Consider the following 24,612-nt stretch of genomic DNA (forward strand, 5'->3'; position numbering starts at 1 on the left):
GCCTGCTGCAGATGTCCATGGCCAGATCGCTTTGCTGGGCGGCCGCGGCCAGGCGGCCCAGCGAGGTGCGGGCCGCCGTGCGCGTGGCGGGGGCGTCCAGATAGGCAGCCAGGGCGGTCTGGCTCACGCTCAGCGCCTGGGCCTTGTCGTGCACGCCCGCGAGGAAGCGGGGCAGGCCGGCGATCACCGGGCTGCGCTCGACCTCGGGCTGGCGCTCGATCAGTTCCTTGAGCGGTCCGGCCAGCTCGTCGAGCTTCTCGGTGGCCACCAGCAGCTGCACCTGGGTGCGCAGGGCCTCGATGGACTGCGGCAGGGTCTGGCGCCAGGCCTTGGCCGCCGCCAGGGCGCGGTCGCCCGAGCGACCCTGCACCGCGATTTCGATGGCGCGCTGGAAGACCGCGCCATCGCGGGCGCGGCGGGCGGCGTCGAGCATCACGTCGAAGCCGTCGGCCGGGTGGCCGGTGGAGATCTCCATCTCGCCGAGCAGCAGCTCGTAGAACATGGGGGCGTCCAGCCAGGAGTTGTTCACCGGCGCGGCCTCGGCCGCGGCGGGCGCCGAGGCGCTGGCGGCCGGGGCTGACGCCGGTGCGGCGGCAGGGGCCGGGCTGGCATCGGGCTGGGCCGGTGCCGACACCGCCAGGGCGCCCAGGGTGGCCGACAGCAGCCAGCCCGCCCCCAACCCGGCACGGCCCAGCCAGCGGCGCGCCAAGGGCGCAGCGGCAGCATGCTCCGCGGTGGTGGGCAACAGGCGGCGGTTCACCGCGCGGACAAGACGTAGCTTCATCGTCACTCCAAAGGCCGGATGATTCTAGTGGCCGCCCCCGGGCCTTGCCGGCAACTGCCGATAATGGCCGCCATGCCGGAATTGCCTGAGGTCGAGGTCACCCGTCGCAGCGTCAGCGCCCTGGCCGGCGCACAGCTGCGTGCGCTGGAACTGGGCAAGCCGCTGCGGTGGCCGCTGGGCATCGATCCAGCCGAGTTGACTGGCTGCGTGGCCGGTGAGTTCCTGCGCCGTGGCAAATACCTCTGGCTGCCGCTCAGCCGGCCGGATGGCCGCAGCGCCGGCGGTCTGCTGTGGCACCTGGGCATGTCGGGCTCGCTGGCCTGGCTACCGCGGGCCGGCCCACCCGGCAAGCACGACCATGTGGACCTGCTGACCGACCGCGGGGTGCTGCGGCTGACCGACCCGCGCCGCTTCGGCGCGGTGGTCTGGTCGCCGGCCCTGGACCAGGCGCCGGCCGCCGGCCTGCTGGCCGGGCTGGGGGCCGAGCCCTTCGACGAGCGCTTCACCGCCGCGGACTTTCACCGGGCCCTGCAGCAGCGCCGCTGCGCGGTCAAGCAGGCCCTGCTGGCCGGCGACATCGTGGTGGGCGCAGGCAACATCTACGCCAGCGACGCCCTGTTCGAGGCGGGCATCGACCCGCGCACACCCTGTGACCGCATCGGGCCGGTGCGGGCGGCCCGGCTGCTGGCGGCCATCCGCCGTGTGCTGGGCGAGGCCATTGCCGCCGGTGGCTCCACGCTGCGCGACTTCAAGGACGCCCACGGCAGCGTGGGCCAGTACCAGGGCCAGGCCCGGGTCTACGGCCGGGCCGGTGAGGCCTGCCCGCGCTGCGGCGCTCCCATCCGGCGCATCGTCCAGGGGCAGCGGGCCACCTATTTCTGCCCGGGCTGCCAGCGCCGCTGAGCCGGTCGTCCGGCCGGTGAGGCCCGGAATTGCCGGCTCGCGGGGGTTTTCATTCACTTGCATTGACTTGCCGGAGCCCGGGGGTTTCGCGCTAGCATCCGAGCGTGAGCCCGTCCGACGATTCCTCCCTTTCCGACGCTTTGGCGCTGCAGCCTGCGCTGGAGCCTCAGCTTGACGCATTGGCCGACTGGCGCCTGGCGCTGGAGCGTGATCTCGTCGGGCTGGAGACCTTTCTGGCCCAGGGCGAACTGCTGTCGCCGGCCGCCGCCAGCGCCAGTCAGGCGGTGCGCCACCGCCTGGCCACCGACAAGCTGGTCGTCGCCTTCGTGGCCGAGTTTTCGCGCGGCAAGAGCGAGCTGATCAACGCGATCTTCTTTGCCGATGCGGGCCGTCGCATCCTGCCGGCCACGCCTGGGCGCACCACCATGTGCCCGGTCGAGCTGTCCTGGGACCCGGCCGAGCTGCCCACGCTGGACCTGCTGCCCATCGAGACCCGCCGCCAGGACAAGACCCTGGCCGAGTGGTCGCTGCAGCGCGACCGCTGGTTCCGCATTCCGCTGGACCCGTCCGACGCCGACGGGCTGGCCCTGTCCCTGCAGCAGGTCACCCAGACCCGCAGCGTGTCGCGCGAGGACGCGCAGCGCCTGGGCCTGTGGTCCGAGGAGCATCCGCAGGACAACCCGCCCACGCTGCCCAACGGCCAGGTCGAGATCCCGGCCTGGCGCCATGCGGTCATCAACTACCCCCATCCGCTGCTGCAGCGCGGTTTGGTGGTCATCGACACCCCGGGCCTGAACGCCATCGGCACCGAACCCGAGCTGACCCTGGGCCTGCTGCCCAGCGCCCATGCCGCCCTGTTCGTGCTGGGCGCCGACACCGGCGTGACCCGCTCGGACCTGGACATCTGGAACGACCACCTGGGCGGCCAAGGCCTGTCCTGTTTCGTGGTGCTCAACAAGGTGGACACCCTGGCCGACCCGCTGGCCTCGCCCGAGGAGCAGCAGGCCGCGGTGGAGCGCCAGTGCGAAACCACCGCCCAGACCCTGGGCATCGCCCGCGACCGGGTGTTCCCCATCTCGGCCCGCCAGGCCCTGGCCGCGCGGCTGCAAGGCGATGTGGGCGCGCTGCAGGCCAGTGGCCTGCCGGCCCTGGAAACGGCGCTGAACCTGCACCTGCTGCCGCAGCGCCAGCGCGTGCTGGCCAAGGCCGTGGTCGGTGGCGTGCAGTCCATGCTGGAACACGCCACCCGCGCCCTGCGCGACCAGCGCCGCCAGAACGCCGAGCAGATGCTGGAGCTGCGGGGCCTGCGTGGCAAGAGCGCTGGCCGCGTGGCCCAGATGCTCGACCGCGTGACGGCCGACACCGCCGAATTCGAGCGTTGCACCGCCCGCCTCACCGCCTTGCGCGCGGTGCATGCGCGGCTGCAGCACAAGACCCTGAAGGCCCTGGATGCCGACCGCATCCGTGAAGCCCTGGCCGGCCTGGAAGCGGTCCTGGGCAGCGGCTGGCTGAACCTGCGGGCGCGCGGTGCCTTTGCCAAGATGTGCGCTGGCCTGCAGGCTCAGCTCGACACCGCGGCTTCGCTCAATGCCGAGGCCGCGCAGATGCTGCAGGCCTTGTTCAGCCAGCTCAATGCCGAGTTCGGCTTTTCGCTGAACTTCACGCCGGCGCCGGACGTCAAGGCCTTCAAGAACGAGCTCAGCCTGATCGAGCGCAACTACGGGCGCTACTTCAGCCTCTCCAGCGCGCTGCGGCTGAATTCGACGGTGTCGAGCGAGCAGTTCCACCGCATGCTGGTGTCCAAGCTGCGGGTGGTGTTCGAGAACGCCAGCGCCGAGATCGAGAGCTGGCACCAGGGGGCCTCCGGCCAGGTCGACAGCCAGTTCCGCGACCGCCGCCGGGGCTTCCGCCGCCGCCGCGAATCGCTGGAGCGCATCCAGCACGCCACCGGTGAACTGGAGTCCCGTCTGTCCGAGGTCGAGAACCAGGACAACAAGCTGCTGGAGCTGGCCGACCAGGCCCAGGCCATGGCTGCGCGCCTGCGCCAGCGCGCCGAGGTCGGCCCCGATTACCAGGACGAGACCCTCAGCGGCATGGGCGCGCTGGACCTGGATCTGAGCGAAGGCGAGTTCGTGCACAGTGACCAGGGCCTGTTCCGGCCTGGCGCTGCGGCGTGAGCCGGGACGAGGCCGCGACGGCAGCCCTGGCCCGGCGCCTGATCGACTGGCAGCGGCAGCACGGCCGCCACACCCTGCCCTGGCAGCAGACCCGCGACCCCTACCGGGTCTGGCTCTCGGAGATCATGCTGCAGCAGACCCAGGTCAGCACGGTGCTGGGCTACTACGAGCGCTTCCTGGCCCGCTTCCCCGATGTGCAGGCCCTGGCCGCCGCGCCGCTGGACGAGGTGCTGGCCCTGTGGGCCGGGCTGGGCTACTACAGCCGCGCCCGCAACCTGCACCGCTGTGCCCAGGCCGTGGTGCAGGACTGGGGCGGTGTCTTTCCGTCCACCGCCGCGCAACTGGCCACCCTGCCGGGCATTGGCCGCTCGACCTCGGCCGCGGTGGCGGCGTTCTGCTTCGGCGAGCGGGTGGCCATCCTGGATGGCAACGTCAAGCGCGTGCTCAGCCGGGTGCTGGGTTTCGGTGAGGACCTGGCCCAGACCGCGGCCGAGCGGCGTCTCTGGGCCATCGCCGAGGCCCAGCTGCCACCGGCGGGCGAGGGCGTGGAGGCCTACACCCAGGGCCTGATGGACCTGGGCGCCACCGTCTGCACGCCGCGCCAGCCCAGCTGTCTGCTATGCCCCTGGCAGGGTTTCTGCGTGGCCCGGCGCGAAGGCCGGCCCGAGGCCTACCCGGTCAAGACCCGCAAGCTCAAGCGGGGCCGGCGCAGTCATGCGCTGCTGTGGCTCACGCAGGGCGATGCGGTCTTCCTGGTGCAGAGGCCGGCCACCGGCGTCTGGGCCGGGCTGTGGACGCTGCCGGAGTTCGAGGACGTGGACAGCCTGCAGGCCTGGCTGGCCGAGGGGCCGGGCCCGGGCGAGGTGGGAGCCACCTTCACCCATGTGCTGACCCATCTGGACCTGGCGCTGACGCCTGTGCGCCGTGCCTTGCCGGTGGATTCGCCCCTGGCCCAGGGGCCGCTGCTGCGCTGGCCGACGGGCCGTTGGGTGCCACGCGCCGCCCTGGCCGAGCATGGCCTGCCCGCGCCGGTGCGCAAGCTGCTGGACACCGACACGGCCTGAGCTCGGCCGACGCCGGCCGGGGCCTCAGCCCTGCAGCAGCTGCTTGTCGCGCAGGAAGCGGTCCACCAGGTCCATGCGGGCGCTAGGGTCGGTCAGCTCCATCAGCTTCTGGCGCGCCGCCAGCGGGATGGGCAGCAGCTCGCACCAGCGGTTGGCCACCCAGGCGGTGTCGTCCAGGTGCATGGGCCCGCTGCTGTGGCCCTCGCGTGCGGCCAGCAGGGCCAGGGCCCGCGCCAGCGCCTGGGCGGCCGGCTGGTGGGCCGCGGCCAGCGGCAGATGCGGGTCATCGGGCAGCTGCTCGGCCTGCGTGGCCACCCACAGGCCGTTGGCCTGCTCGCTCAGCGTCTGCCAGCGAAAGCGCGCGCCGCCCAGGCAGACGGCCTTGAGCACGCCCGGCTGGTCCGAATCGGCGCTGAGCAGCCGGGCCAGCACACCCACGGGCTCGAAGCGCACCGTCTGGCCGGCTTGGCGCACCTCGCTGCCCTGCTGCAGGCAGACCACGCCGAAGGGGCGGTCGGCCACCAGGCAGCGGCTCATCAGGTCCAGGTAGCGCGCTTCGAAGATGCGCAGGGACAGTCGGCCCAGCGGGAACAGCACGGACTGCAGCGGGAACAGCGGGAGGTCGGTGAGGGTCATGGAGGGCCGGCCGTGCCGGCGCGGACAGGTCAGGTGCGGGCGTCGAGTTCGCGGTGGCGCTTGAGCGTGGGCAGGCGGGCCGCGAAGTGCTCGGCCAGGGTTTCGACAAAGTACACCGAGCGGTGCTGGCCGCCGGTGCAGCCGATGGCCACGGTCAGGTAGCTGCGCTGGTCGTTCTCGAAGGACGGCAGCCAGCGCGTCAGGAAACCTTCGATCTGCCCCAGCATTTCGCCCACCTCGGGCTGGGCCCGCAGGTAGTCGGCCACCGGGGCGTCGCGCCCGGTCAGGGGGCGCAGTTCGCGCAGGTAGAAGGGGTTGGGCAGCACCCGCACATCGAACACCATGTCGGCGTCCAGCGGCACGCCGTGCTTGAAGGCGAAGGACTGGAAGACCAGGGTCAGCTGGCTGCGCGAGGCGCCCACCAGGTCACGGATCCACAGGCGCAGTTGGGCCGGCCGCAGCTCGCTGGTGTCCATCACCGTGGAGCGCTCGCGCAGGGCGGCCAAGAGCTGGCGCTCTTGTTCGATGGCGTCGATCAGGCGTTGGCGGTCGTTGCCCGGCCCTGGGTGGGACAAGGGGTGCGGACGCCGTGTCTCTGAGAAGCGCTTGACCAGGGCCTGGGTGCTGGCGTCCAGGAAGAGGCTGCGCACCTTGACGCCCTCGGCGGCCAGCTCGTCCATCAGCGGCACCAGGGCCGGCAGCGAGCCGGCGGTGCGCACGTCCACCGCCACGGCCAGGCGTTCCACTCCGTGGGCCGCCTCGACATGCACCAGCTCGCGCAGCAGCTCGGGGGGCAGGTTGTCCACGCAGAAGAAACCGGCGTCCTCCAGCGCATGCAGGGCCACCGACTTGCCCGAACCCGAGATGCCGGTGACCAGGGCCACCACGCGCTGGGGGGGCGCGGCAGACGGGGCTTGCGGCGGGTTCGGGGGCAGGGTGGAGGTGTTCATCGTGCGGCCTTGGCCGGGCGGGCTTCGGGCTGCGCCGCCTGCTGGATCAGCTGCTGGGCGTGGGCCAGGCTGGTGCCGCTGGCACCGCCCAGCATGCGGGCCACCTCGGCCACGCGGGCCTCGCCCTCCACCGGGCTGACCTGGCTCTGGGTCTGGCCCTGGCGGGTGGCCTTGGCCACCACGAAATGATGGTCGGCGCAGGCGGCCACCTGGGGCAGGTGGGTGACCGACAGCACCTGCACGGTCTGGCCCAGCTGCTTCATCAGCCGGCCCACCGCATCGGCCACGGTGCCGCCCACGCCGGAGTCGATCTCGTCGAAGATCAGCGTGCCGGGGTGGAGGGCCGTGGCCGGGCCGCGGCCGCGCTGCTGCGCGGTGGTGACGGCGATGGCCAGCGCCAGACGCGAGAGTTCACCGCCCGAGGCCACCTTGGCCAGAGGGCGCGGGGCGCTGCCGGCATGGCCGGCCACCAAGAATTCGACGCCTTCCAGGCCGAAGCTTTGCGGGGCGTCCTGCGGCAGCAGGGCCACCTCGAAGCGGCCGCCGGCCATGCCCAGCTGCTGCATGGCGGCGCTGACCCGCTTGGACAGATCGGGCGCGGCTTTCTGGCGGGCCCGGCTGGCCTGCTCGGCCAAGCGGCGCCACTGCGCTTCGGCCTGGGCCACGGCCGCGCTCAGGGCGGCCATGTCGCTGGCGGCGTCCAGGGCGTCCAGCGTGGCCTGCCACTCGGCGCGCAGGGCCGGCAGTTCTTCCGGCGGGCGACGGAAGCGCCGCGCCAGGCCCATCCAGGCCGAGAGACGGGCGTCCAGTTCGGCCAGGCGGTCCGGGTCCAGTTCGGCCCGGGCCAGGTAGGTGTTGAGGCTGCGCGCGGCGTCGTCCACCTGGGCTTGGGCGCCTTGCAGGGCTTCCAGCACCGGCTGGATGCGGGGGTCGAAATCGGCCACCGCCTCCAGGCCGCTCAGGGCCCGGCTGAGCTGGCGGCTGGCGCTGGTCTCGTCCTCGTCCAGGCATTGGGCGGCCTGGGCGGCGGCGTCCATCAGGGCCTGGCCGTGCGACAGGCGCTGGTGCTCGGCATTGAGCTCGGGCCACTCGTCGGCGCCGGGCGCCAGGCGGTCGATCTCGCCGATCTGCCACTGCAGGCGCTCGCGTTCGCTGGCCCGCTCGCCCTCCAGGGCGCGGGCGGCGGCCAGTGCCTCGGTGGCGGCCTTCCAGTCGGCATGGGCCTGGGTCAGTGGGCGCGGGTCCACGCCGGCCTGCTCGTCCAGCAGGGCGCGCACGGATGCGGGCCGGGTCAGGCCCTGCCAGGCGTGCTGGCCGTGGATGTCCACCAGGTGGTCGGCCACCTCGCGCAGCTGGGCGGCGGTGGCGGCACTGCCGTTGATGAAGCCACGGCTCTTGCCCTGGCTGTCGATGATGCGGCGCAGCAGCAGGGTGTCCTCGGCGGCGAAGCCGGCCTCCTCCAGCCAGGCCGCCAGCGAAGGCGGGGGATCGAACTCGGCCGTCACCTCGGCCCGGGCCGCGCCTTCGCGCACCCACTGGCTTTCGGCCCGGGCGCCCAGCACCAGCTGCAGCGCGTCGATCAGGATGGACTTGCCGGCGCCGGTCTCGCCGGTCAGCACGGAGAACCCGGCGTGGAACGCCAGCTCCAGGTGGCTGACGATGACGAAGTCCTTCAGGGTCAGGTGCTTGAGCATGGGGCCCTCGCTCAGGGTCTCAGACCACGCCCTCGTACCAGCGCAGCTTGCGCCGGAGCGTGGCGTAGTAGCTCCAGCCGCGCGGGTGCAGGAAGCGCATGGCCACCGGGGAGCGGCGCACCCGCACCTGGTCGCCCGGCAGCAGGCTGGTCAGGTTGTGCATATCGAAGCTGGCGCTGGTGTCCCGGGCGGTGACGATGGTGATGCCCACCTCGGCCGAGTCGGGCAGCACGATGGGCCGGTTGGACAGGGTGTGCGGCGCGATGGGCAGCAGCACCCAGCCGCCGATGGACGGGTGCAGGATGGGGCCGCCGGCCGACAGGGCGTAGGCGGTGGAGCCGGTGGGCGAGGCGATGATCAGGCCATCGGCCCGCATGTTGGCGACGAACTCGCCGCCCACGTCCACCCGCAGCTCCACCATGCTGGCGGTGGCGCCCCGGCCCACCACCACGTCGTTGACGGCCAGGCCTTCGAAGATGCTGCGGCTGTCGCGCCGCACGTCACCCTCGATCAGGGCCCGGCGCTCTTCCTCGTAGTCGCCCTGCACGATGGGGCCCAGGGCCTCGGCCCAGTCGGTGGAGCGCACATCGGTGATGAAGCCCAGCCGGCCTTCGTTGATGCCCACCAGCGGGATGTTCAGCGGCGCCAGCTCGCGGGCGATGCCCAGCATGGTCCCGTCGCCACCCACCACCACCGCGATGTCGCAGTGCGCGCCGATCTCGGCGGGGCTCAGGGCACCGTAGTCGTGCCAGTCGATGTTCAGCGCCGTGTTCCGGTCCACCGACACCTCCAGCCCCTGCCGCACCAGGAAGGCGGCAATGCTCTCCAGCATCGGGCGGATGCCCTGGGCCTGGTATTTGCCGATGAGGGCAGCGTGACGAAACGGAGACGACATGGTGCCGAGAATTACACCACAGGCCCCTGTGACAAGGCGCTGCCGGGCCGGGCATCTCTTTACAATGAAACCCATGCTGGATGACCGTGCACGATCGCTGCTGAACACCCTGGTCGAGCGCTACATCGCCGACGGCCAGCCGGTGGGCTCCCGCACCCTGTCCAAGGCCTCGGGGCTGGAGCTGTCGCCCGCCACCATCCGCAACGTGATGGCCGATCTGGAGGACATGGGCCTGATCGTCAGCCCGCACACCTCGGCCGGCCGCATCCCCACGCCCAAGGGCTACCGGCTCTTCGTGGACACCATGCTGACCGCCCAGCCGCAGATGCTCAGCGGCCCCATGCCCGACGCCCTGTCGGCCGTGCGCGAGCAGCTGCAACCGGACCAGCCCCAGCGCGTCATCGCCCAGGCCGCGCAGATGCTCTCCAGCCTGTCGAGCTTCGTCGGCGTGGTGACGGCCCCGCGCAAGACCAGCGTCTTCCGCCACCTGGAATTCCTGCGCCTGGGGGCCCAGCGCGTGCTGGTCATCATGGTGGCCCCCGATGGCGATGTGCAGAACCGCGTCATCTTCACCAGCCGCGACTACAGCGACAGCGAGCTGGTGGAAGCCACCAACGTGCTCAACGCCCACTACGCCAACCTCACGCTGGAAGAGGTGCGCGAGCGCCTGAAGGCCGAGGTGGACCAGCTGCGTGGCGAGATCGCGGTGCTGATGCAGGCGGCGGTGCAGGCCGGCACCGAGGCCCTGGCCGAGACCCAGGAGCAGGTGGTGGTCAGCGGCGAGCGCAACCTGCTGGGCGTGCAGGACCTCAGCGACCTGGGCTCGCTGCGCAAGCTCTTCGACATCTTCGAGCAGAAGACCGAGCTGATGCGCCTCCTGGACACCTCCAGCCGCGCCGAGGGCGTGCGCATCTACATCGGCGGTGAGAGCCGCGTCGTGCCCTTCGAAGAGCTCTCGGTCGTCTCCGCCCCCTACGAGGTGGACGGCCGGGTGGTGGGCACGCTGGGCGTCATCGGCCCCACCCGCATGGCCTACGACCGCATGATCCAGATCGTGGACATCACCTCCCGTCTGGTGGGCAGCGCGCTGTCGCAGCGCTGATTCCGCCGCCTACAATCCAGCGCTTTCGAGCCGTCCCCCGCAGGACAGTCTCGGTGTGGGCCGTTAGCTCAGTCGGTCAGAGCAGAGGACTCATAATCCTTTGGTCCGGGGTTCGAGCCCCCGACGGCCTACCACTTGTTCACCCTGCCGTGGCCGTGGCCGTGGCCGTGGCCGCGGTGGCGGCTGCATCCCACCGCAGGCTCCGGGCCCGGCTCAGAACGTCGCCCAGTCCTCGGATGCCACTGCGGTGGGCGTGTTGTTGAGGGCGGCCGGCCGGGTGGTGGTTGAGGGGCGGCCCTGGGGCGCCGGGGCCGCAGGGCGGCGTGCAGGCTGGGCCGGCACGGGCCGGCTGGTGGCAACCGGTTGGGCGGGTTGGCTTGGGGCCGGTGCGGTGGGTGCCCCATGTGCCGGGGTGTTGCCGAGCTTGAACACCCCCACGACGTTCACCAGCTGTTGGGCCTGGGTGCGCAGGCTCTCGGCGGCCGCAGCGCTTTGCTCCACCAGGGCGGCGTTCTGCTGGGTGACCTGGTCCATCTGACCGATGGCGTTGCCCACCTGACCGATGCCGTGGCTCTGCTCTACCGTGGCCGAGGTGATTTCGGCGACGATGTCGGAGACGCGCTGGATGGACTGCACGATGTCCTGCATGGTCTGTCCCGCGCGGTCCACCAGCTGAGAGCCTTGTTCCACCTGCTCGACGTTGCGGATGACGAGGCTCCGGATCTCCTTGGCGGCTTCGGCGCTGCGCTGGGCCAGCGTGCGAACTTCGCCGGCCACGACGGCAAAGCCCCGGCCTTGCTCGCCGGCCCGGGCGGCTTCCACCGCGGCGTTCAGGGCCAGGATGTTGGTCTGGAAGGCGATGCCGTCGATCACGCCGATGATGTCGCCGATCTTGCGGCTGCTGTCGCTGATGCCCTGCATGGTGGTGACCACCTGGCCGACCACATCGCCGCCCTCGCTGGCCACGGCTGCGGCGCCCTTGGCCAGTTGGTCGGCCTGTCGGGCGCCGTCCGCGTTGTTGCGCACGGTCGAGCCCAGCTGCTCCATGGTGGCGGCGGTCTGCTGCAGCGAGCTGGCCTGCTCCTCGGTGCGTTGGCTCAGGTCGGTGTTGCCGCTGGCGATCTGGGCGCTGGCCGTGGCCAGGCCTTCGGCGTTCTGGCGCACCGTGCCCACGACCCGGCCCAAGGCGGCCTGCATGCCGCGCAGGGCCTGGAGCAGTCGGCCCACCTCGTCGGCGCCTCCTTCGGGGATGGGCGCGGTCAGGTCGCCCGCACCGATGGCTTCGGCCGCCTGGACGGCCTGGGCCATCGGGCGGGTGATCGACCGTGTCGCCAGCAGGCCGATGCCACCGCCGCACAACAGGGCCGCGATCACGCAGAACAGCGTCACCACGAGCGTCCGATCGGCCTCGTCCTTGATCTGGCCCGATGACGCTTCCATCTCCTGCTCGAACAGCGCCGTCAGGTCGCTCAGGGCCTTGAGGTACTGCCCCTGCACCGCATAGCGGGGCCCGAACAGCAGGGCGGTGGCCTGGCCGTCCTCGTGCTTCTCGGCCAGTTGGATGACGTCCGCCGTGAAGCCGTAATACTGCTGGTTCAGTTCGCGCACCTGGGCCAGCAGGCTGGTGGCCTGGGCGCTGGCGTCCTGCGCCCTCAGTTCATCGAGGATGTGTTGGCCTTTCTCACGGTTGGCCTCGAAGGCGGCCTTGCTCTTGGCGATGCCGGCGCTGTCTGTCAGAAGGATGGCGTTGCGCGCCACACGGGCGCTGTCCATCACGGCGTAGGCCAGGACCTGCGACTTCATCGCCCGCGCGTGCTGCTTGTCTGCCAGCAATGTGGCGGTGTCTTTCGCATGCAGGCCGGCGCGCACGCTCAAGCCGGCGACCGCGGCCAGGATGGCCAGCACGAGACCGAAGCCCAATGCCAGGCGTCGGCCGATGGAGAGATTGCTGATGATGGACATGTGAGCGGACGTTGGAGCAGGGGCGTGGCCGGCGGTGCCGGCCTCCCGGGCTGTCGGCGGCGACGCGCGGACGTCGCGGAGCGGACAGGACGATGTGCTGGGTGTGACATCGGATGTGCCGGGCGCATTCTTGAGGTGGGGCTGGGCGGTGGTCAGCCTCCGGAAGGCTTGCTGACACAAAGACCGGCAGGGGAAGTCCGGTGGGCCTGGGCCGAGGGCCTTCGGCTTCGAGGGGCTACCATGCCCCCCTTCCGGCTTGCCCGCCTGTCCCTGGCCCGCCCTTGGCGCGCGCCGTGTTCCGATGTCCCGCCTCCAGTCCTCATCCCTGCTGCCGCTGCTGGCCATCCTGGGCTCCGTCACCTTCCTGGGCCTGGGCACGTCCTGGGCCAAACACACGCTGTTTCCGCTGGTGGGGGCGCCGGGCACCACGGCCGTGCGGGTGGGCTTCTCGGCCTTGCTGCTCTTGCTGATCTGGCGGCCCTGGCGCTGGCGCCTGGCGCGCGGTGAGTGGAAGGCGCTGCTGGCCTACGGCGTGACGCTGGGGCTGATGAACCTGACCTTCTACCAATCGCTGCGCACCATTCCCTTCGGCGTGGCGGTGGCCATCGAATTCGCCGGGCCCTTGACGGTGGCGCTGCTGGCTTCGCGCCATGCGCTGGACTTCGTCTGGCTGCTGCTGGCCATCGCGGGTCTGGGGCTGCTGCTGCCGCTGGGCCATGGGGTCAGCACGCTGGACCCGGTGGGCGTGGGCTGGGCCGCCGTGGCCGCCGTGTGCTGGGCGCTCTACATCCTGTTCGGCAAGCGGGTGGGGCATCTGCATGCCGGGCAGTCGGTGGCCATCGGCCTGACGGTGGCCGCGCTGACGGTGGTGCCGGTGGGCGTGGCCCAGGCCGGCGCGGCCCTGCTGTCGCCCGTCGTGCTGGGGGTGGGGCTGTGCGTGGCAGCCATCTCCAGTGCGGTGCCCATCTCGCTGGAGATGGTGGCCCTCAAGCGCCTGCCGCCGCAGGCCTTCGGCATCATGATCAGCATGGAGCCGGCGGTGGCCGCGCTGCTGGCCCTGGGCCTGCTGGGCGAGCAGCTCAGCGGCGGGCAGTGGCTGGCCATCGGGCTGATCATGTCGGCGTCCATGGGCAGTGCCTGGTCGGCCCGGCGCCAGCCGGCCACGGTGGAGGCGGGCCTGCCGGGTTGACGGCGCAGCCGCTGTGCCCTGGCGCCGGCCGGCATGGCACGCCCTGTGCGTGGTGGCCTGCGTCAACCCCTTGCGGAGGCGCCATGAAAGACACGGTCCAGGACACGCTGTTCTCCCACGTCAAGCCCGCCGACACGGCGTACCGAGGGGACGGGCTGCGCGACTTCTTTCTCTACCGGGATCTGGGCGTGGCCGAGGCCACGCGCGGTCGGGTGATCGCGCAGCTCGTGATCGCGCACAACGCACCGGAGAAGGGCACGGGCTGGCACCGGCATGAGGCGGATTTCCACATCGTCATCATGCTGCGGGGCTGGGCCAAGTTCATGTACGAAGACCAGGAGACCCTGGTGAGCGCGGGCGACTGCGTGCACCAGCGCCCTGGGGTGCGCCACTATCTGTTCGACTACTCGCCGGACATGGAGTACCTGGAGCTCGTCGGCCCGGCCGACTTCAAGACCATCGATGTGGACCCGGTCTGCGAGGTGCCGGCGCCCAAGGGCTGGGGGCTCTGAGCTGACGCGGCGGGCCGGCGGCGGCCCGCCAGCGTGTCAGAACTCCACTTCCAGCTCGTCGATGGCTTCCGGCTCGCGCCGGGCTTCGGCGTACCAGCGCTGCAGGTCGGGCAGGGCCAGGATGGTCCGGCAGTAGTCCCGGCAGGGGCCGTCGGCCGGCAGCACGTCGTAGGTCTGCAGGCGGGTGACGACCGGGGCGTACATCGCGTCGGCCACGGTGGGGTGGGCGCCGAACAGATAGGGCCCGCCGTACTGGGCCAGACATTCGGTCCAGATCTGCAGCACGCGGGCGATGTCGGTCTGGGCGCGGCTCCAGACCTTGTACTTCGGGAAGTGGGCCTTCAGGTTCATCGGCAGGGCCGAGCGCAGGGAGGCGAAGCCCGAGTGCATCTCGCCGGAGATGGCGCGGCAGTGCGCGCGGGCGGCGCGCTCGCCGGGCAGCAGGCCCGCCTTGGGCTTGATCTCGTGCAGGTACTCGGCGATGGCCAGGGTGTCCCACACCGTCACGCCCTGGTGGCGCAGGCAGGGCACCAGGATGGAAGGCGCCAGCAGCAGCATCTCGGCCTTGATGGCCGGGTCGTCCGGGCTGACCAGCACCTCGGTGAATTCCAGGCCCGCCAGCCGGCACAGCAGCCAGCCGCGCAGGGACCAGGACGAGTAGTTCTTGCTGCTGATCGTGAGCGTGGTGGCGGCCATGGTGTCTCCTGTGGTCAGCGGCGCAGCCGCAAGCCCCATGCCAGGCCCCGGGTGCCGCCTGGCGCGCATGGCCCGCAACTTGCGGGAAGTGTGCACCCCACCGGATGCGCTCGCCATGCTTTACACCGCCTACCAGGCCCTCTCCGACAGCTTCGGCCCTTGGCAAGAGGCGGCCCACTGGGGCGCGGCGGCCCTGCGGCCCTGGGGGCGCGGGCCCCTGGCCGTGCCCGGGCTGCGCGAGACCTCCGCCGCCCTGGAGCTGTTCTCCCGCGTGCGCCTGAGCCACCTGCGCCCGGCCTTCGGCATTGACACCGTGACGACCGATGCCGGCGAAGCGGTGGCGGTGACCGAGCGCGAGGTGCTGCGCACGCCCTTTGCCACCCTGCTGCGCTTCGAGCGGGCCGATGTGCAGGCCGGGCGGGTCAGCCTGCCCAAGGTGCTGATCGTGGCGCCGCTGTCCGGCCACTTTGCCACGCTGCTGACCGACACCGCCCGCACCATGCTGGCCGACCACGACGTCTACATCAGCGACTGGCACAACGCCCGCCATGTGCCCGTGACCGAGGGCCGTTTCGGCCTGGCGGAGTATGTGCAGCATGTGATCCGCTTCATCGAGACCCTGGGCCCCGAGACCCATTTGCTGGCGGTCTGCCAGCCCTGCGTGCCCGCGCTGGCCGCGGTGGCCCTGATGGCGCAGCGCCAGCACATCGCCCAGCCGCGCAGCATGACGCTGATGGCCGGCCCCATCGACACCCGCATCAACCCCACGGCGGTCAACGAGCTGGCCACCAGCAAACCCATCGAGTGGTTCGAACAGAACCTGATCTCCCAGGTGCCCTGGCGCTACCCGGGGGCTTTTCGTCGGGTCTATCCGGGCTTTCTGCAGCTCACCGCCTTCATGAGCATGAACCCGCAGCGGCACCAGGAAGCGCTCAAGGGCCTGTACGACAAGCGGGTGACGGGCGAGGACGAGGCGGCCGATCGCACGGCCGAGTTCTATGCCGAGTACTTCGCCGTCAACGACCTGCCGGCCGAGTTCTACCTGGAGACCGTGGCCCAGGTGTTCCAGGAGTACACCCTGGCCAAGGGCGAGATGGTGCTGGACGGCGAGCGGGTGGACACCGCGGCCATCCGTCGCACCGCCTTGTTCACGGTGGAGGGCGAGCGCGACGACATCTGCGCCATCGGCCAGACGGTGGCCGCCCACGACCTGTGCCCGCGCATCCCGCCCTACCTGAAGACCCACCATGTGCAGACCGGCGTAGGCCACTACGGCGTCTTCAGCGGCCGGCGCTGGCAGACCCAGATCTACCCCCGCGTGCGGGAGATGATCCACAGCCTGCAGTGAGGCGGACCGGGCCGGTGGCGGGGGTAAGCTCAAGAACCCCTCTTGCCGGAGCCCGCCCATGCCGATCGACACCGCCGCCTTCTGCGTTCCCGCCGGGGAGAAGGTCAAGCTCGCCCGCCGGCCCACGCAGGTGCCGGCCTTCTACAAGGACAAGGCCGACTACCAGGAGCTGCTGGCCAAGCATGTGCGCCGCATGGCCGAACGGCAGAACCTGCTCTACGCGCACGACCGTTACGCCCTGCTGCTGATCTTCCAGGCCATGGACGCGGCCGGCAAGGACGGGATGATCAAGCACGTGATGTCCGGCGTGAACCCGCAGGGCTGCCAGGTCACCAGCTTCAAGCATCCCAGCGCCCAGGAGCTGGACCACGACTTCCTCTGGCGCAGCACCCAGTGGTTGCCCGAGCGGGGCCGCATCGGCATCTTCAACCGCTCCTACTACGAGGAGGTGCTGATCGTGAAGGTGCACCCCGAGGTGCTGGCTGGCGAGAACCTGCCGGACAAGACGCGCGAGAACTCGCACCTGTGGACGCACCGCTACGAGTCGATCAACGACCTCGAGCAGCACCTGCACCGCAACGGCACCCGCATCCTGAAGTTCTTCCTGCACCTGTCGAAGGAGGAGCAGCGCCAACGCTTTCTGGCCCGGCTGGACGACCCCGAGAAGAACTGGAAGTTCTGCATGGCCGACATCGAGGAGCGTGAGCGCTGGGACGACTACCAGCGCGCCTACGAAGACGCGCTGAGCGCCACCAGCACGGCCCATGCGCCCTGGTACGTGGTGCCGGCCGACGACAAGCAGAACGCGCGTCTCATCGTCTCCCAGGTCATCGTGGAGACGCTGGACACGCTGGACATGCACTACCCGGCCTCCACGCTGAGCGCCGAGCAACTGCAGGACGTGCGCCGGCGGCTGGCGGTCTGATCTCTGGCGCCGGGGCCGCCTCAGGCCTGGCCGGCGTCCGTGGACAGGGCCTCTGGCGTGTGCCAGGGCAGCTCGACCGAGCGGCCGTCGCTGCCGGCCACGCTCTGGATGCTCACCACCGGGGCCTGCGAGCGCACCGGACCGAACAGGGTGGCAAAGGCCACATCGGCGGCATCGCGCCCGGTGCCGATGCGCACCAGGCCCATCGGGATGGCGGTGCCCGACGGATCGAACAGGTACCAGCGGTGCGAGAGGTAGACCTCCACATAGGCGTGGAAGTCTGGCGGCCCCAGGGCCGGGTCGGCGCCGTAGTCTAGCCCGGTGGCAAAGCGGGCCGGGATGTTCAGCGCGCGGCACAGCGCGATCATGACGTGCGCGAAGTCCCGGCAGACGCCCACGCCGCTGGCCAGGGTGTCGCAGGCCGTGGTGGTGCCCACCGAGGAGTTGGACGCGAAACGCACGCGTTGGCGCACCCAGTCCTGGATGGCCAGCACCCGAGCATGGCCTTGCCAGAGTCGACCGAACTGCGCCACCGCCATCGCGTGCAGGCGGTCGGATTCGCAGTAGCGGCTGGGGTAGAGGTAGGGCAGCACCGGGCCCGGCAGCTCGGCGATGGGCAACTCGTGCAAGGAGGCCGGCACCGCGCGGTGATGCGCGATGTCCACCGTGGCCTCGTACTGCAGGCGCAGCAGGCCGGGCAGGGCCTGCAGCCTCAGCAGGCGGTTGCGCAGCAGCGGGTCCACCCAGCCCTGGGCGCGCGGCTGGCTCAGGTTCAGGCGTTCGCCCACCACCAGTTGCTGGGGCGTGTGGGCGGCCTGGATGTTGAAGACACAGTCTGCGCCGGGCGCGTCGATCTGGTAGCTCAGATCCACCGCATAGTGCAGCCGGGTCATCGCGCGGCCACGCTGAACGCGGGCGGAAGGCAGGGGGGCAGGGTCAAATGGAGGCTCACCGCCGCAGGGGTTTGCGGCTTCTGGATCGACCCACTCTAACACCCGGCCCCTGGGGGCGTCGCCGCGCTCAGATCTCGCTGATGAGCGCTTCGGCGGGCAGGCGCGACTTGGGCAGCTTGGCGTTGAAGTCCTCGTCGCTGTGGTGGCCCAGGGCCACCAGCACCACGGCGCTCAGGCCGCGGGCCTCCAGGCCCAGCGCGGCATTCAACGCGGCGGCGTCGAAGCCCTCCATCGGGCAGGCGTCCAGGCCCAGCGTGGCCGCGCCCAGCAGCAGCTCGCCCAGGGCCAGGTAGACCTGCTTCTGGGCCCAGACGGCGGTGTCGCCGATCTCGCGGTGCAGCTTCACATAGCCGCCGCGGGTGTTGGCCTGGCCGGCCTTGGCCTCGGGCGTGGCAAAGCGGCCGTCGGCGGCCTCCTGCTCCAGCACGGCGCCCAGGTGGGCGTCGTCCAGGTCGGTGCGGGCGCACAGCACCACCACATGCGAGGCCTTCAGCACCTTGGGGGCGTTGTAGGCGAAGGGGCCCTGCGTGCCCTGGGCCACCAGGGCCTTGCCCGCCTCGCTGCCGGCGATCACGAAATGCCAGGGCTGCGAGTTGACCGAGGAGGGTGCGTAGCGCAGCAGGGTGCGCAGCTGGTCCATCGTCTCGGCCGGGATGCTGCGGCTCGGGTCGAAGGCCTTGGTCGTGTAGCGGCGGCGGGCGATCTCGGACAGGTTGACGGCAGTGCTCATGCAGAACTCCTCAGGACAATTTCCCCTATCTTGACTCTGCAGGAGACGAAGATAAACATGCTCCGTCGAGAATATTTTTCGGGAATCCGTTGAAGATCAACCGACTGGACGACCTGCAGGTCTTCGTGGCCGCTGCCGAGGCGGGCAGCTTCACCGATGTGGCGCGCCATCTGCACCTGACGCCCGCGGCCGTCAGCGCCGTGGTCAAGCGCCTGGAGCAGGCGCTGGACACGCGGCTGTTCGAGCGTTCCACGCGCCATGTGCGCCTGTCCGAAGCGGGCGAGCGCCTGCTGGCCCCGGCCCGCCAGGCCCTGCAGGCGCTGGCCCAGTGCGAAGGCGCACTGCAGGACGCCAACGACCCGGCCGGGCGTCTGGCCGGCCCGCTGCGCATGGCCCTGCCCAGCGACCTGGGCCGCCACCATGTGCTGGGCTGGCTGGCCGAGTTTCTGGCCGACGACGAGGCCGTGTCGCTGGAGCTGCGGGTCAGCGACCGCCTCTCGCACCTGCTGGAGCAGCCGGTGGACCTGGCGGTGCGCTACGGCGAGCCGGACGACTCCGGCTTCATCGCCTTGCCGCTGGCGCCGCGCAATGCCCGGGTGCTGGTGGCCTCGCCGGCCTACCTGGCCCGGCACGGCGCGCCGCAGACCCCGGCCGAGCTGCGGCGCCACAACTGCCTGCGCTTCGTGCTGGGCGAATCGCTCTACAGCCGCTGGCGGCTGGAGGGCGCGGCTGCAGCCCAGACGGTGGAGGTACGCGGGCGCCACCAGGTCGACGACGGGGCGGTGGTGCGCCAGTGGGCGGTGCAGGGCCTGGGCATTGCCTACAAGAGCGCGCTGGACGTGGCGGACGATCTGGCCGCCGGCCGCCTGTTGCGCCTGCTGCCGGGCTGGAGCGAGCCGGCGCCGCTGAACCTGGTGGTGGTGAGCCGCCAGCAGCTCACGCCCGGCCTGCGGCGTCTGGCCGCCCATCTGGCCCAGCGCTGCCAGGCCCTGCTGGCGCCGCTGCCCGAATGCCAGCAGAGCTGGCCGGGCGAGGGCTGAGGCGCCGACTCAGACCGCTTCGGCCACCGGCAGCTCCACCGTGAACTCCGCGCCGCCTCCGGCGGCCGGCGCCAGGCTGAGGTGGCCGCCGTGTTGGTCGATCAGGCCGTAGCTGATCGACAGGCCCAGGCCGGTGCCCTTGCCCACCGGCTTGGTGGTGAAGAAGGGGTCGAACACGCGGGCCACATGCTCGGGCGCCACGCCCGGGCCGTTGTCGGCAAAGCGCAGCCGCAGCCGGCCGCCGGCCTGGGCCGGGGGCTCCAGCGTGATGCGCAGCCGGCCCTCGGGCCGCCCCGCGCAGGCGTCGGCGGCGTTCTGGATCAGGTTGAGCATCACCTGCAGCAGCTGGCCGGCGCTGCCCATCACCCGCACCGGCTCGGCCGGCGGGGCCCAGTCGATGCGGAAGTCCGGCGCCGCGCCCTTGCGCACCCAGTGGATGGCCTGCTCCACCACCTGGCCCAGGTCCACGGGGTTGCGCTCCACCCGGTCGATCACCGAGAAGCGCTTGAGCGCGTTGACGATGTCGGCCGTGCGGTGCGCGCCTTCGGTCATGCCGTCGATCACCGAGGGCAGGTCGGCCAGCGCGGCGTCGATGCGCAGGCGCTGGCGCAGCGCGGCCAGCTCGGGCGGCAGCGGGCCGGCGTGCACCGTGGCCAGGTACTGCTCCAGCCGGTCGGCGTACTTGCGCAGCGCGCTCACATTGCCCAGCAGGAAACTGATTGGGTTGTTCAGCTCGTGCGCCACGCCGGCCACCAGCCGGCCCAGCGAGGCCATCTTCTCGCTGTGCAGCAGCTGGGCCTGGGTGCGCTTGAGGGCCTCGTGGGCCTCCTGCAGGGCGCGGTAGGCGCGCTTGAGTTCCCCCAGCGGCCGGCCCACGCAGACATGGCCGATCACCCGGCCCTGGTGGTCCAGCCGCGGCGTGCAGTTGAAGTCCACCGGCACGGGCTGGCCCATCGCGTCGGCCAGCGCCACCTCCACCACCGCGCCATCGCGCCGGGTCTGGCTCTGGGCCAGGGCCTCGCGCATGCGGCGGGCGTCCTCGCCCTGCGGGCCGCCCATCATCAGCGCGGCGGCGGGGGTGCCGCGCAGCGCGGCGTCGGGCCGGCCCACCAGCGCGCACAGGGCGGCATTGGTCTCCTCGATCAGCCCCTGCTGGTCGCAGGCCAGCAGCACGTCGCTCATGGCCGTCAGCAGGCTCAGGATGAACTGCTGCGTGCGCTCCAGCTCGGCGTTCTTCTCTTCGCGTGCGGCCTCGTCGGCCAGCAGCTGGGCATAGACCTCGTCCATCTTGTGGATCACGTCCACCCAGGTGGATTCGTCCACGCCCTCCAGTGGCAGGGCGTGCAGGTCGGGGTGCGGGGGCGGCAGGCGGTCGCTCATGGCCGGGTCCTCGGGGCCGTCAGTGCACGGTGCAGACCATGCAGGGGTCGAAGCTGCGCACGATGTGCTGCACCGCCACCGGCGTGGTCTCGCCCGGGCGCACCGGGGCGTCCACCAGCGCGGCCTCCAGCGGGCCGGGCTGGCCGGCCGCGTCGCGCGGGGAGAAGTTCCAGCTGGTGGGCGCGATGATCTGGTACTGGGCGATGCGCCCGCGTTCCACCCGCAGCCAGTGGCCCAGCGCGCCGCGGGCGGCCTCCACCAGGCCCATGCCCTCGGCCTGCTCGGGCAGGGGGCAGGGCGCGCACCAGGGCTCGCGCGGCTGCAGGGCCTGCAGCCAGCCTTCCATCCACACCACCAGCCGGGTCAGCTCCAGCACGCGGGCCAGCACCCGGGTGTGCACGGTGCTGCCCCAGCGGGCCACCGTGTCGCGCACCAGGGGCTGGCCGGCGGCCAGCTGGCGGGCGATGGCGCCGCATTCGACCACCTCGCCGGCCAGGCGGGGCGCCTTGTTCCAGCTGTAGGCGCCGGGCTTGTCGGCCGCGGGCTGGGTCAGGCCCTGGGCGGGCGGGCGGGGCGCGGTGTCGCCTTCGTTGAGCCAGGCGTGGGTGGCGTCCTCGGTGATGGCGGCCACGTCCAGCGGGCCCAGTGCGCCCTGCCGGAACACACCCTGCGGCACCACGCGCGCGCCGTCGGGCTGCACAAAGCTGCCGTGGCTGAGCCAGCGGCCCGGCCCGGGACCCAGGGTGCTCAGGCCCAGGTCGGCGCCGATCTGCAGGAAGAAGGGCAGGTCGGCGTGCAGGCGCGAGGCGGCCCAGGCCTGCAGCGCGGCCTCGTCGGGCAGGGCCTGGAAGGCCTCCAGCGTGTCGCCCAGCAGGGTCTGCTCCAGAAAGGCCCGCAGCTCGCGCACCCGCGAGAGCAGGCGCAGCCGCTCGGCCGGCTCGATGGCCCGGCTGCTGCCGCCAGGCTGGATGCTGTGGGTGTGCGGCCACTTGCCGCCCAGCGTGCCCATCAGCGTCAACCAGCGCTGGCGGGCGGCCAGGGCCATGCGGCCCCGTTCGCCCGCCTGGGCGGCAAAGCGGCGCAGGGCCTCGGCATGCCAGGGCCGGTCGGCATAGACCGGCCGGGTGAAGTCCGGCAGGAAGAAGAGGTAGAAGTGGCTCAGGTGGTCGGCCGCGTTCTCGCAGGCCAGCATCAGGTTAAGGGCATGGCGGCCGTTGGCCGGCGGCGTGATGCCGGCCGCATCGGCCAGGGCCAGCGCCGCGGCCATCGACTGCGAGACCGAGCAGATGCCGCAGATGCGCGGCACGATGACCAGCGCATCCAGCGGGTCGCGGCCCAGCAGCAGGTTCTCGAAGCCCCGGTACATGGGCGAGACCACGCGGGCCTCGCGCACCTGCGTGCCCGCCGCGTCCAGTTCCAACTGGACCTCCAGGTCCCCTTCCACCCGGTTGAACGGGCCCACGATCAGACGGCTCATCGGTGTTCCTGTAGGCGCTTCAGCGGTGGGTCTTGCGCGCCACCGGCGGCACGACGACATGGTCGGCGGTGGCGTTGCGCTTGACCCGCGTGGGCGTGGCGCTCTTGGACAGCGAGGCCAGCGCCACGAACCAGGCCTTGGGCATGTCGGTGGGCAGGCCCACCGGGATGCCGGCGATCTTGGGCGTGGCGTGGAAGGGGTGGCCGGGGCTCTGGAAGCCCGGCTCGGTGCAGCTGATGCAGGCGTAGCCGCCGCGGGTGCAACTGCCCTCGCCGTTCCACAGCCGGGTGTTGCAGTCGGCATGGGCCTGGGTGCCCTTGCAGCCCAGGTGTTCCATCATGCAGCCCAGGTCGCTGGGCTTCTCGGCGCTGGCCTTGTACTCGTAGTACTCGTTGCGGGTGCAGCCGTGGTGCACCAGCTGGTCGGCGTACAGGCGGGGCCGGTGCAGGCTGTCCAGGTCTTCCGGGCGCAGCTCCTGGGCGGCCAGGGCCGCCAGCGTGTCGATGACCCAGCCCGGATGGGTGGGGCAGCCGGCGATGTTGACCACCGGCAGCCCGCCAGTGGCCTGGAAGCCCGGGCCCATCAGGCCGCCGGGGTGCTCGTCCTCGTACTGCAGGCCGCAGGCCTCGCTGGGGTTGCGCCCGCTGGCCACGCCGATGGCGGTGGGCCCGCCCCAGGCGGCGCAGGCGCCCACGGCCACCACGTGGCGGGCCACCTGGGCCAGGTCCTGCACCCAGTGCATCATCGGCCGGCCGGTGCCGGCCAGCAGGTGAAAGCGCCCGCTGCCCTGCGGGCCGCGCAGGATGGCGCCTTCCACGCACAGCACGTCCAGCCGGGTGCGGCCGGTCAGGCAGTCGTCCAGCAGGGCCAGCAGTTCGTGGCCGCTTTCCAGCGAGAGGCTGGGGTGCCACAGCAGGTTCAGGCCGGCGTCGCGCAGCAGGGCGGCAAAGTCCGGCGTGTCGGCGCACAGCAGCGACATGCTGCAGCCACCGCAGCCGCCGGACTGCAGCCACAGCACGTTCAGGGGTTCGGGCTCGCTCATTTCGTTTCCAGACCGAAGCGCTGCAGCTTGGCGCGCAGGCCCACCCGCGACAGGCCCAGCTCCTTGGCCGCGTGGGTCTTGTTCCAGCGCAGGCGCAGCATCACCTCGCGCAGCACCATGGCCTCGATGGCGTCCAGCCGTTCCTGCAGCGTGCCGCTGCCGGGCAGGGCCAGGCCGGTGCCGCCCGTGAGCTGCGAAGTGCGCTGCGCATGGGCGGCGCCGGTCTGGCCGCCCAGCAGCTTGCGCGAGAAGTCGGTGGCGCGCAGCAGCGGGCCATCGGCCAGGGCCAGGGCCCGCGAAATCTCGTTGCGCAGCTCGCGGATGTTGCCGGGCCAGGGGTAGCCCACCATCACCGCGCGGGTGTCGTCGTCGAACTCGGCGGGCTCGCGGCCCAGCTCGCGGGCCACCGCGTCCAGCAGCGATTCGGCCACCGGCAGGATGTCGCCCGGCCGCTCGCGCAGCGGCGGCACCTGCAGGGTGGCGCCAGCCAGGCGGTAGTACAGGTCCTCGCGGAAGCGGCCGGCGCGCACCTCGTCCTCCAACTGGCGGTGGGTGGCGGCGATGACGCGCACATCCACCGGCACCGCGCGGGCCGAGCCCACCGGGCGGATCTCGCCTTCCTGCAGCACGCGCAGCAGCTTGACCTGGAAGGCCGGCGAGGTCTCGCCGATTTCGTCGAGGAAGACGGTGCCGCCGTCGGCCCGCTGGAACAGGCCGGTGTGGTCTTCCACCGCGCCGGTGAAGGCGCCGCGGCGGTGGCCGAAGAGCTCGCTCTCCAGCAGGGTGTCGGGGATGGCGCCGCAGTTCTCGACCACGAAGGGGCCGTTCTGCCGCGGCGAGGCGTAGTGCATGGCACGGGCCAGCAGTTCCTTGCCGGTGCCCGATTCGCCCAGGATCAGCACCGAGAGGTCGTAGCGCGCCAGGCGCTGGGCGGTGGCGCAGACGCCGTCCAGCGGGCTGCCCTCGGCCCGCACGATGCGGTCGAAGTCGAACACGGCCTTGGCCTCGCGCAGCCGGGTCTGGCGGCGCGCGCGCAGGGCCTGCGGGCCGGCGCGCAGGTCCAGCTCCAGGCGTTGCAGGCCGCGGTGCAACTGGCTGGCCTCCACGGCGCCCTGCACGGTCTGCAGCAGGTGCTCGGGCACCCAGGGTTGAG

The 24,612-nt window shown here is 71.7% G+C and carries 21 protein-coding genes, 1 tRNA gene and 1 pseudogene; 10 read left to right on the plus strand and 13 right to left on the minus strand.

Features of this window, described 5'->3' with window-relative positions; genetic code table 11:
- Positions 1-784, minus strand: a pseudogene (locus I73_RS17830) (hypothetical protein); the annotation flags it as partial.
- A 72-nt stretch (positions 785-856) separates the two neighbouring features.
- Between I73_RS17830 and mutM the strand changes: the two are divergent.
- From mutM to mutY, 3 genes are all read left to right on the plus strand, one after another.
- Positions 857-1,687, plus strand: coding sequence for a bifunctional DNA-formamidopyrimidine glycosylase/DNA-(apurinic or apyrimidinic site) lyase (gene mutM, locus I73_RS17835; RefSeq protein WP_026096899.1), 831 nt, complete (start codon positions 857-859; stop codon positions 1,685-1,687).
- A 104-nt stretch (positions 1,688-1,791) separates the two neighbouring features.
- The gene (locus tag I73_RS28820; protein ID WP_083876866.1) at positions 1,792-3,864 is read left to right on the plus strand and encodes a dynamin family protein; all 2,073 of its coding nucleotides are present in this window, start codon (positions 1,792-1,794) and stop codon (positions 3,862-3,864) included.
- On the plus strand, positions 3,861-4,928 hold the full coding sequence (gene mutY / locus I73_RS17845) for an A/G-specific adenine glycosylase (protein WP_022981860.1): 1,068 nt from the start codon (positions 3,861-3,863) through the stop codon (positions 4,926-4,928). The genes I73_RS28820 and mutY overlap by 4 nt, the downstream gene beginning before the upstream one ends.
- A gap of 24 nt (positions 4,929-4,952) precedes the next feature.
- On the opposite strand, the gene I73_RS17850 is transcribed toward mutY, so the two are convergent.
- From I73_RS17850 to I73_RS17865, 4 genes are read right to left on the minus strand one after another with little or no spacing between them, the layout of a single operon-like run.
- Positions 4,953-5,564 carry an LON peptidase substrate-binding domain-containing protein gene (locus I73_RS17850; protein ID WP_022981861.1) on the minus strand — a complete coding sequence of 204 codons (612 nt, stop codon included), beginning with the start codon at positions 5,562-5,564 and terminating at the stop codon, positions 4,953-4,955.
- 29 nt (positions 5,565-5,593) lie between these two features.
- Positions 5,594-6,514: an RNase adapter RapZ gene (gene rapZ, locus I73_RS17855; protein ID WP_022981862.1), complete on the minus strand. Its 921-nt coding sequence runs from the start codon at positions 6,512-6,514 to the stop codon at positions 5,594-5,596.
- Positions 6,511-8,208: a DNA repair protein RecN gene (recN, locus tag I73_RS17860; RefSeq protein ID WP_022981863.1), complete on the minus strand. Its 1,698-nt coding sequence runs from the start codon at positions 8,206-8,208 to the stop codon at positions 6,511-6,513. Before recN ends, rapZ begins: the two co-directional genes overlap by 4 nt.
- A gap of 19 nt (positions 8,209-8,227) precedes the next feature.
- Positions 8,228-9,103 carry an NAD kinase gene (locus I73_RS17865; RefSeq protein ID WP_022981864.1) on the minus strand — a complete coding sequence of 292 codons (876 nt, stop codon included), beginning with the start codon at positions 9,101-9,103 and terminating at the stop codon, positions 8,228-8,230.
- Between the two features lie 73 nt (positions 9,104-9,176).
- On the opposite strand from I73_RS17865, the gene hrcA reads away from it, so the two are divergent.
- Both hrcA and I73_RS17875 read left to right on the plus strand, forming a co-directional pair.
- The gene (gene hrcA / locus I73_RS17870) at positions 9,177-10,205 is read left to right on the plus strand and encodes a heat-inducible transcriptional repressor HrcA (RefSeq protein ID WP_022981865.1); all 1,029 of its coding nucleotides are present in this window, start codon (positions 9,177-9,179) and stop codon (positions 10,203-10,205) included.
- A 57-nt stretch (positions 10,206-10,262) separates the two neighbouring features.
- Positions 10,263-10,339 (plus strand) — tRNA-Ile (locus I73_RS17875).
- Positions 10,340-10,418: 79 nt separating this feature from the next.
- On the opposite strand, the gene I73_RS34625 is transcribed toward I73_RS17875, so the two are convergent.
- Complete coding sequence (locus tag I73_RS34625; RefSeq protein WP_022981866.1) at positions 10,419-12,167, minus strand: methyl-accepting chemotaxis protein; 1,749 nt, start codon at positions 12,165-12,167, stop codon at positions 10,419-10,421.
- A gap of 301 nt (positions 12,168-12,468) precedes the next feature.
- Here I73_RS34625 and I73_RS17885 point away from each other — a divergent pair, with 301 nt between their 5' ends.
- Together I73_RS17885 and I73_RS17890 are read left to right on the plus strand one after the other, a co-directional pair.
- Positions 12,469-13,356, plus strand: a complete 888-nt coding sequence (locus tag I73_RS17885; RefSeq protein ID WP_022981867.1) for an EamA family transporter — start codon at positions 12,469-12,471, stop codon at positions 13,354-13,356.
- An 83-nt stretch (positions 13,357-13,439) separates the two neighbouring features.
- Entirely contained in the window at positions 13,440-13,868 is a 429-nt protein-coding gene (locus I73_RS17890) for a cupin domain-containing protein (protein ID WP_022981868.1), read from the plus strand.
- Positions 13,869-13,904: 36 nt separating this feature from the next.
- On the opposite strand, the gene I73_RS17895 is transcribed toward I73_RS17890, so the two are convergent.
- On the minus strand, positions 13,905-14,564 hold the full coding sequence (locus tag I73_RS17895; protein WP_022981869.1) for a glutathione S-transferase family protein: 660 nt from the start codon (positions 14,562-14,564) through the stop codon (positions 13,905-13,907).
- A gap of 115 nt (positions 14,565-14,679) precedes the next feature.
- Between I73_RS17895 and I73_RS17900 the strand changes: the two genes are divergently transcribed.
- Positions 14,680-15,912 carry a polyhydroxyalkanoate depolymerase gene (locus tag I73_RS17900; protein WP_026096901.1) on the plus strand — a complete coding sequence of 411 codons (1,233 nt, stop codon included), beginning with the start codon at positions 14,680-14,682 and terminating at the stop codon, positions 15,910-15,912.
- A gap of 58 nt (positions 15,913-15,970) precedes the next feature.
- Positions 15,971-16,837 (plus strand): ADP-polyphosphate phosphotransferase, encoded by an 867-nt coding sequence (locus I73_RS17905; protein WP_022981871.1) that lies wholly within the window; start codon positions 15,971-15,973, stop codon positions 16,835-16,837.
- A gap of 20 nt (positions 16,838-16,857) precedes the next feature.
- On the opposite strand, the gene I73_RS17910 is transcribed toward I73_RS17905, so the two are convergent.
- Together I73_RS17910 and I73_RS17915 are read right to left on the minus strand one after the other, a co-directional pair.
- Positions 16,858-17,730, minus strand: coding sequence for a transglutaminase family protein (locus I73_RS17910; protein WP_022981872.1), 873 nt, complete (start codon positions 17,728-17,730; stop codon positions 16,858-16,860).
- A gap of 127 nt (positions 17,731-17,857) precedes the next feature.
- On the minus strand, positions 17,858-18,520 hold the full coding sequence (locus tag I73_RS17915) for an oxygen-insensitive NAD(P)H-dependent nitroreductase NfsB (protein ID WP_022981873.1): 663 nt from the start codon (positions 18,518-18,520) through the stop codon (positions 17,858-17,860).
- Positions 18,521-18,609: 89 nt separating this feature from the next.
- Between I73_RS17915 and I73_RS28825 the strand changes: the two genes are divergently transcribed.
- Positions 18,610-19,560 carry a LysR family transcriptional regulator gene (locus tag I73_RS28825; protein ID WP_234409540.1) on the plus strand — a complete coding sequence of 317 codons (951 nt, stop codon included), beginning with the start codon at positions 18,610-18,612 and terminating at the stop codon, positions 19,558-19,560.
- Positions 19,561-19,569: 9 nt separating this feature from the next.
- Here I73_RS28825 and I73_RS17925 read toward each other — a convergent pair whose 3' ends face one another.
- The 4 genes from I73_RS17925 to I73_RS17940 form a co-directional block, all read right to left on the minus strand.
- Entirely contained in the window at positions 19,570-20,940 is a 1,371-nt protein-coding gene (locus I73_RS17925; RefSeq protein WP_022981874.1) for a sensor histidine kinase, read from the minus strand.
- A gap of 19 nt (positions 20,941-20,959) precedes the next feature.
- Complete coding sequence (locus I73_RS17930; protein ID WP_022981875.1) at positions 20,960-22,417, minus strand: nickel-dependent hydrogenase large subunit; 1,458 nt, start codon at positions 22,415-22,417, stop codon at positions 20,960-20,962.
- A gap of 19 nt (positions 22,418-22,436) precedes the next feature.
- Positions 22,437-23,459, minus strand: coding sequence for a HupU protein (locus tag I73_RS17935; RefSeq protein ID WP_022981876.1), 1,023 nt, complete (start codon positions 23,457-23,459; stop codon positions 22,437-22,439).
- Positions 23,456-24,612 (minus strand): sigma-54-dependent Fis family transcriptional regulator (locus I73_RS17940; protein WP_022981877.1); only part of this gene is annotated, 1,157 nt, incomplete at its 5' end. The genes I73_RS17940 and I73_RS17935, both read right to left, overlap by 4 nt.

Origin of the sequence: Ideonella sp. B508-1, assembly GCF_000333615.1 — a bacterium.
Lineage (GTDB): Bacteria > Pseudomonadota > Gammaproteobacteria > Burkholderiales > Burkholderiaceae_C > Ideonella.

What these genes read in the sequence shown, in the direction of transcription:
- I73_RS17935 (WP_022981876.1), bottom strand. Translation starts at nt 23,459, where the DNA reads ATGAGCGAGCCCGAACCCCTGAACGTGCTGTGGCTGCAGTCCGGCGGC.
- I73_RS17865 (WP_022981864.1), bottom strand. Translation starts at nt 9,103, where the DNA reads ATGTCGTCTCCGTTTCGTCACGCTGCCCTCATCGGCAAATACCAGGCC.
- I73_RS17900 (WP_026096901.1), top strand. Translation starts at nt 14,680, where the DNA reads ATGCTTTACACCGCCTACCAGGCCCTCTCCGACAGCTTCGGCCCTTGG.
- I73_RS17910 (WP_022981872.1), bottom strand. Translation starts at nt 17,730, where the DNA reads ATGACCCGGCTGCACTATGCGGTGGATCTGAGCTACCAGATCGACGCG.
- hrcA (WP_022981865.1), top strand. Translation starts at nt 9,177, where the DNA reads ATGCTGGATGACCGTGCACGATCGCTGCTGAACACCCTGGTCGAGCGC.
- I73_RS17925 (WP_022981874.1), bottom strand. Translation starts at nt 20,940, where the DNA reads ATGAGCGACCGCCTGCCGCCCCCGCACCCCGACCTGCACGCCCTGCCA.
- I73_RS17885 (WP_022981867.1), top strand. Translation starts at nt 12,469, where the DNA reads ATGTCCCGCCTCCAGTCCTCATCCCTGCTGCCGCTGCTGGCCATCCTG.
- I73_RS17890 (WP_022981868.1), top strand. Translation starts at nt 13,440, where the DNA reads ATGAAAGACACGGTCCAGGACACGCTGTTCTCCCACGTCAAGCCCGCC.
- I73_RS17895 (WP_022981869.1), bottom strand. Translation starts at nt 14,564, where the DNA reads ATGGCCGCCACCACGCTCACGATCAGCAGCAAGAACTACTCGTCCTGG.
- I73_RS17915 (WP_022981873.1), bottom strand. Translation starts at nt 18,520, where the DNA reads ATGAGCACTGCCGTCAACCTGTCCGAGATCGCCCGCCGCCGCTACACG.
- mutM (WP_026096899.1), top strand. Translation starts at nt 857, where the DNA reads ATGCCGGAATTGCCTGAGGTCGAGGTCACCCGTCGCAGCGTCAGCGCC.
- I73_RS17930 (WP_022981875.1), bottom strand. Translation starts at nt 22,417, where the DNA reads ATGAGCCGTCTGATCGTGGGCCCGTTCAACCGGGTGGAAGGGGACCTG.
- I73_RS34625 (WP_022981866.1), bottom strand. Translation starts at nt 12,167, where the DNA reads ATGTCCATCATCAGCAATCTCTCCATCGGCCGACGCCTGGCATTGGGC.
- I73_RS17850 (WP_022981861.1), bottom strand. Translation starts at nt 5,564, where the DNA reads ATGACCCTCACCGACCTCCCGCTGTTCCCGCTGCAGTCCGTGCTGTTC.
- recN (WP_022981863.1), bottom strand. Translation starts at nt 8,208, where the DNA reads ATGCTCAAGCACCTGACCCTGAAGGACTTCGTCATCGTCAGCCACCTG.
- I73_RS17905 (WP_022981871.1), top strand. Translation starts at nt 15,971, where the DNA reads ATGCCGATCGACACCGCCGCCTTCTGCGTTCCCGCCGGGGAGAAGGTC.
- rapZ (WP_022981862.1), bottom strand. Translation starts at nt 6,514, where the DNA reads ATGAACACCTCCACCCTGCCCCCGAACCCGCCGCAAGCCCCGTCTGCC.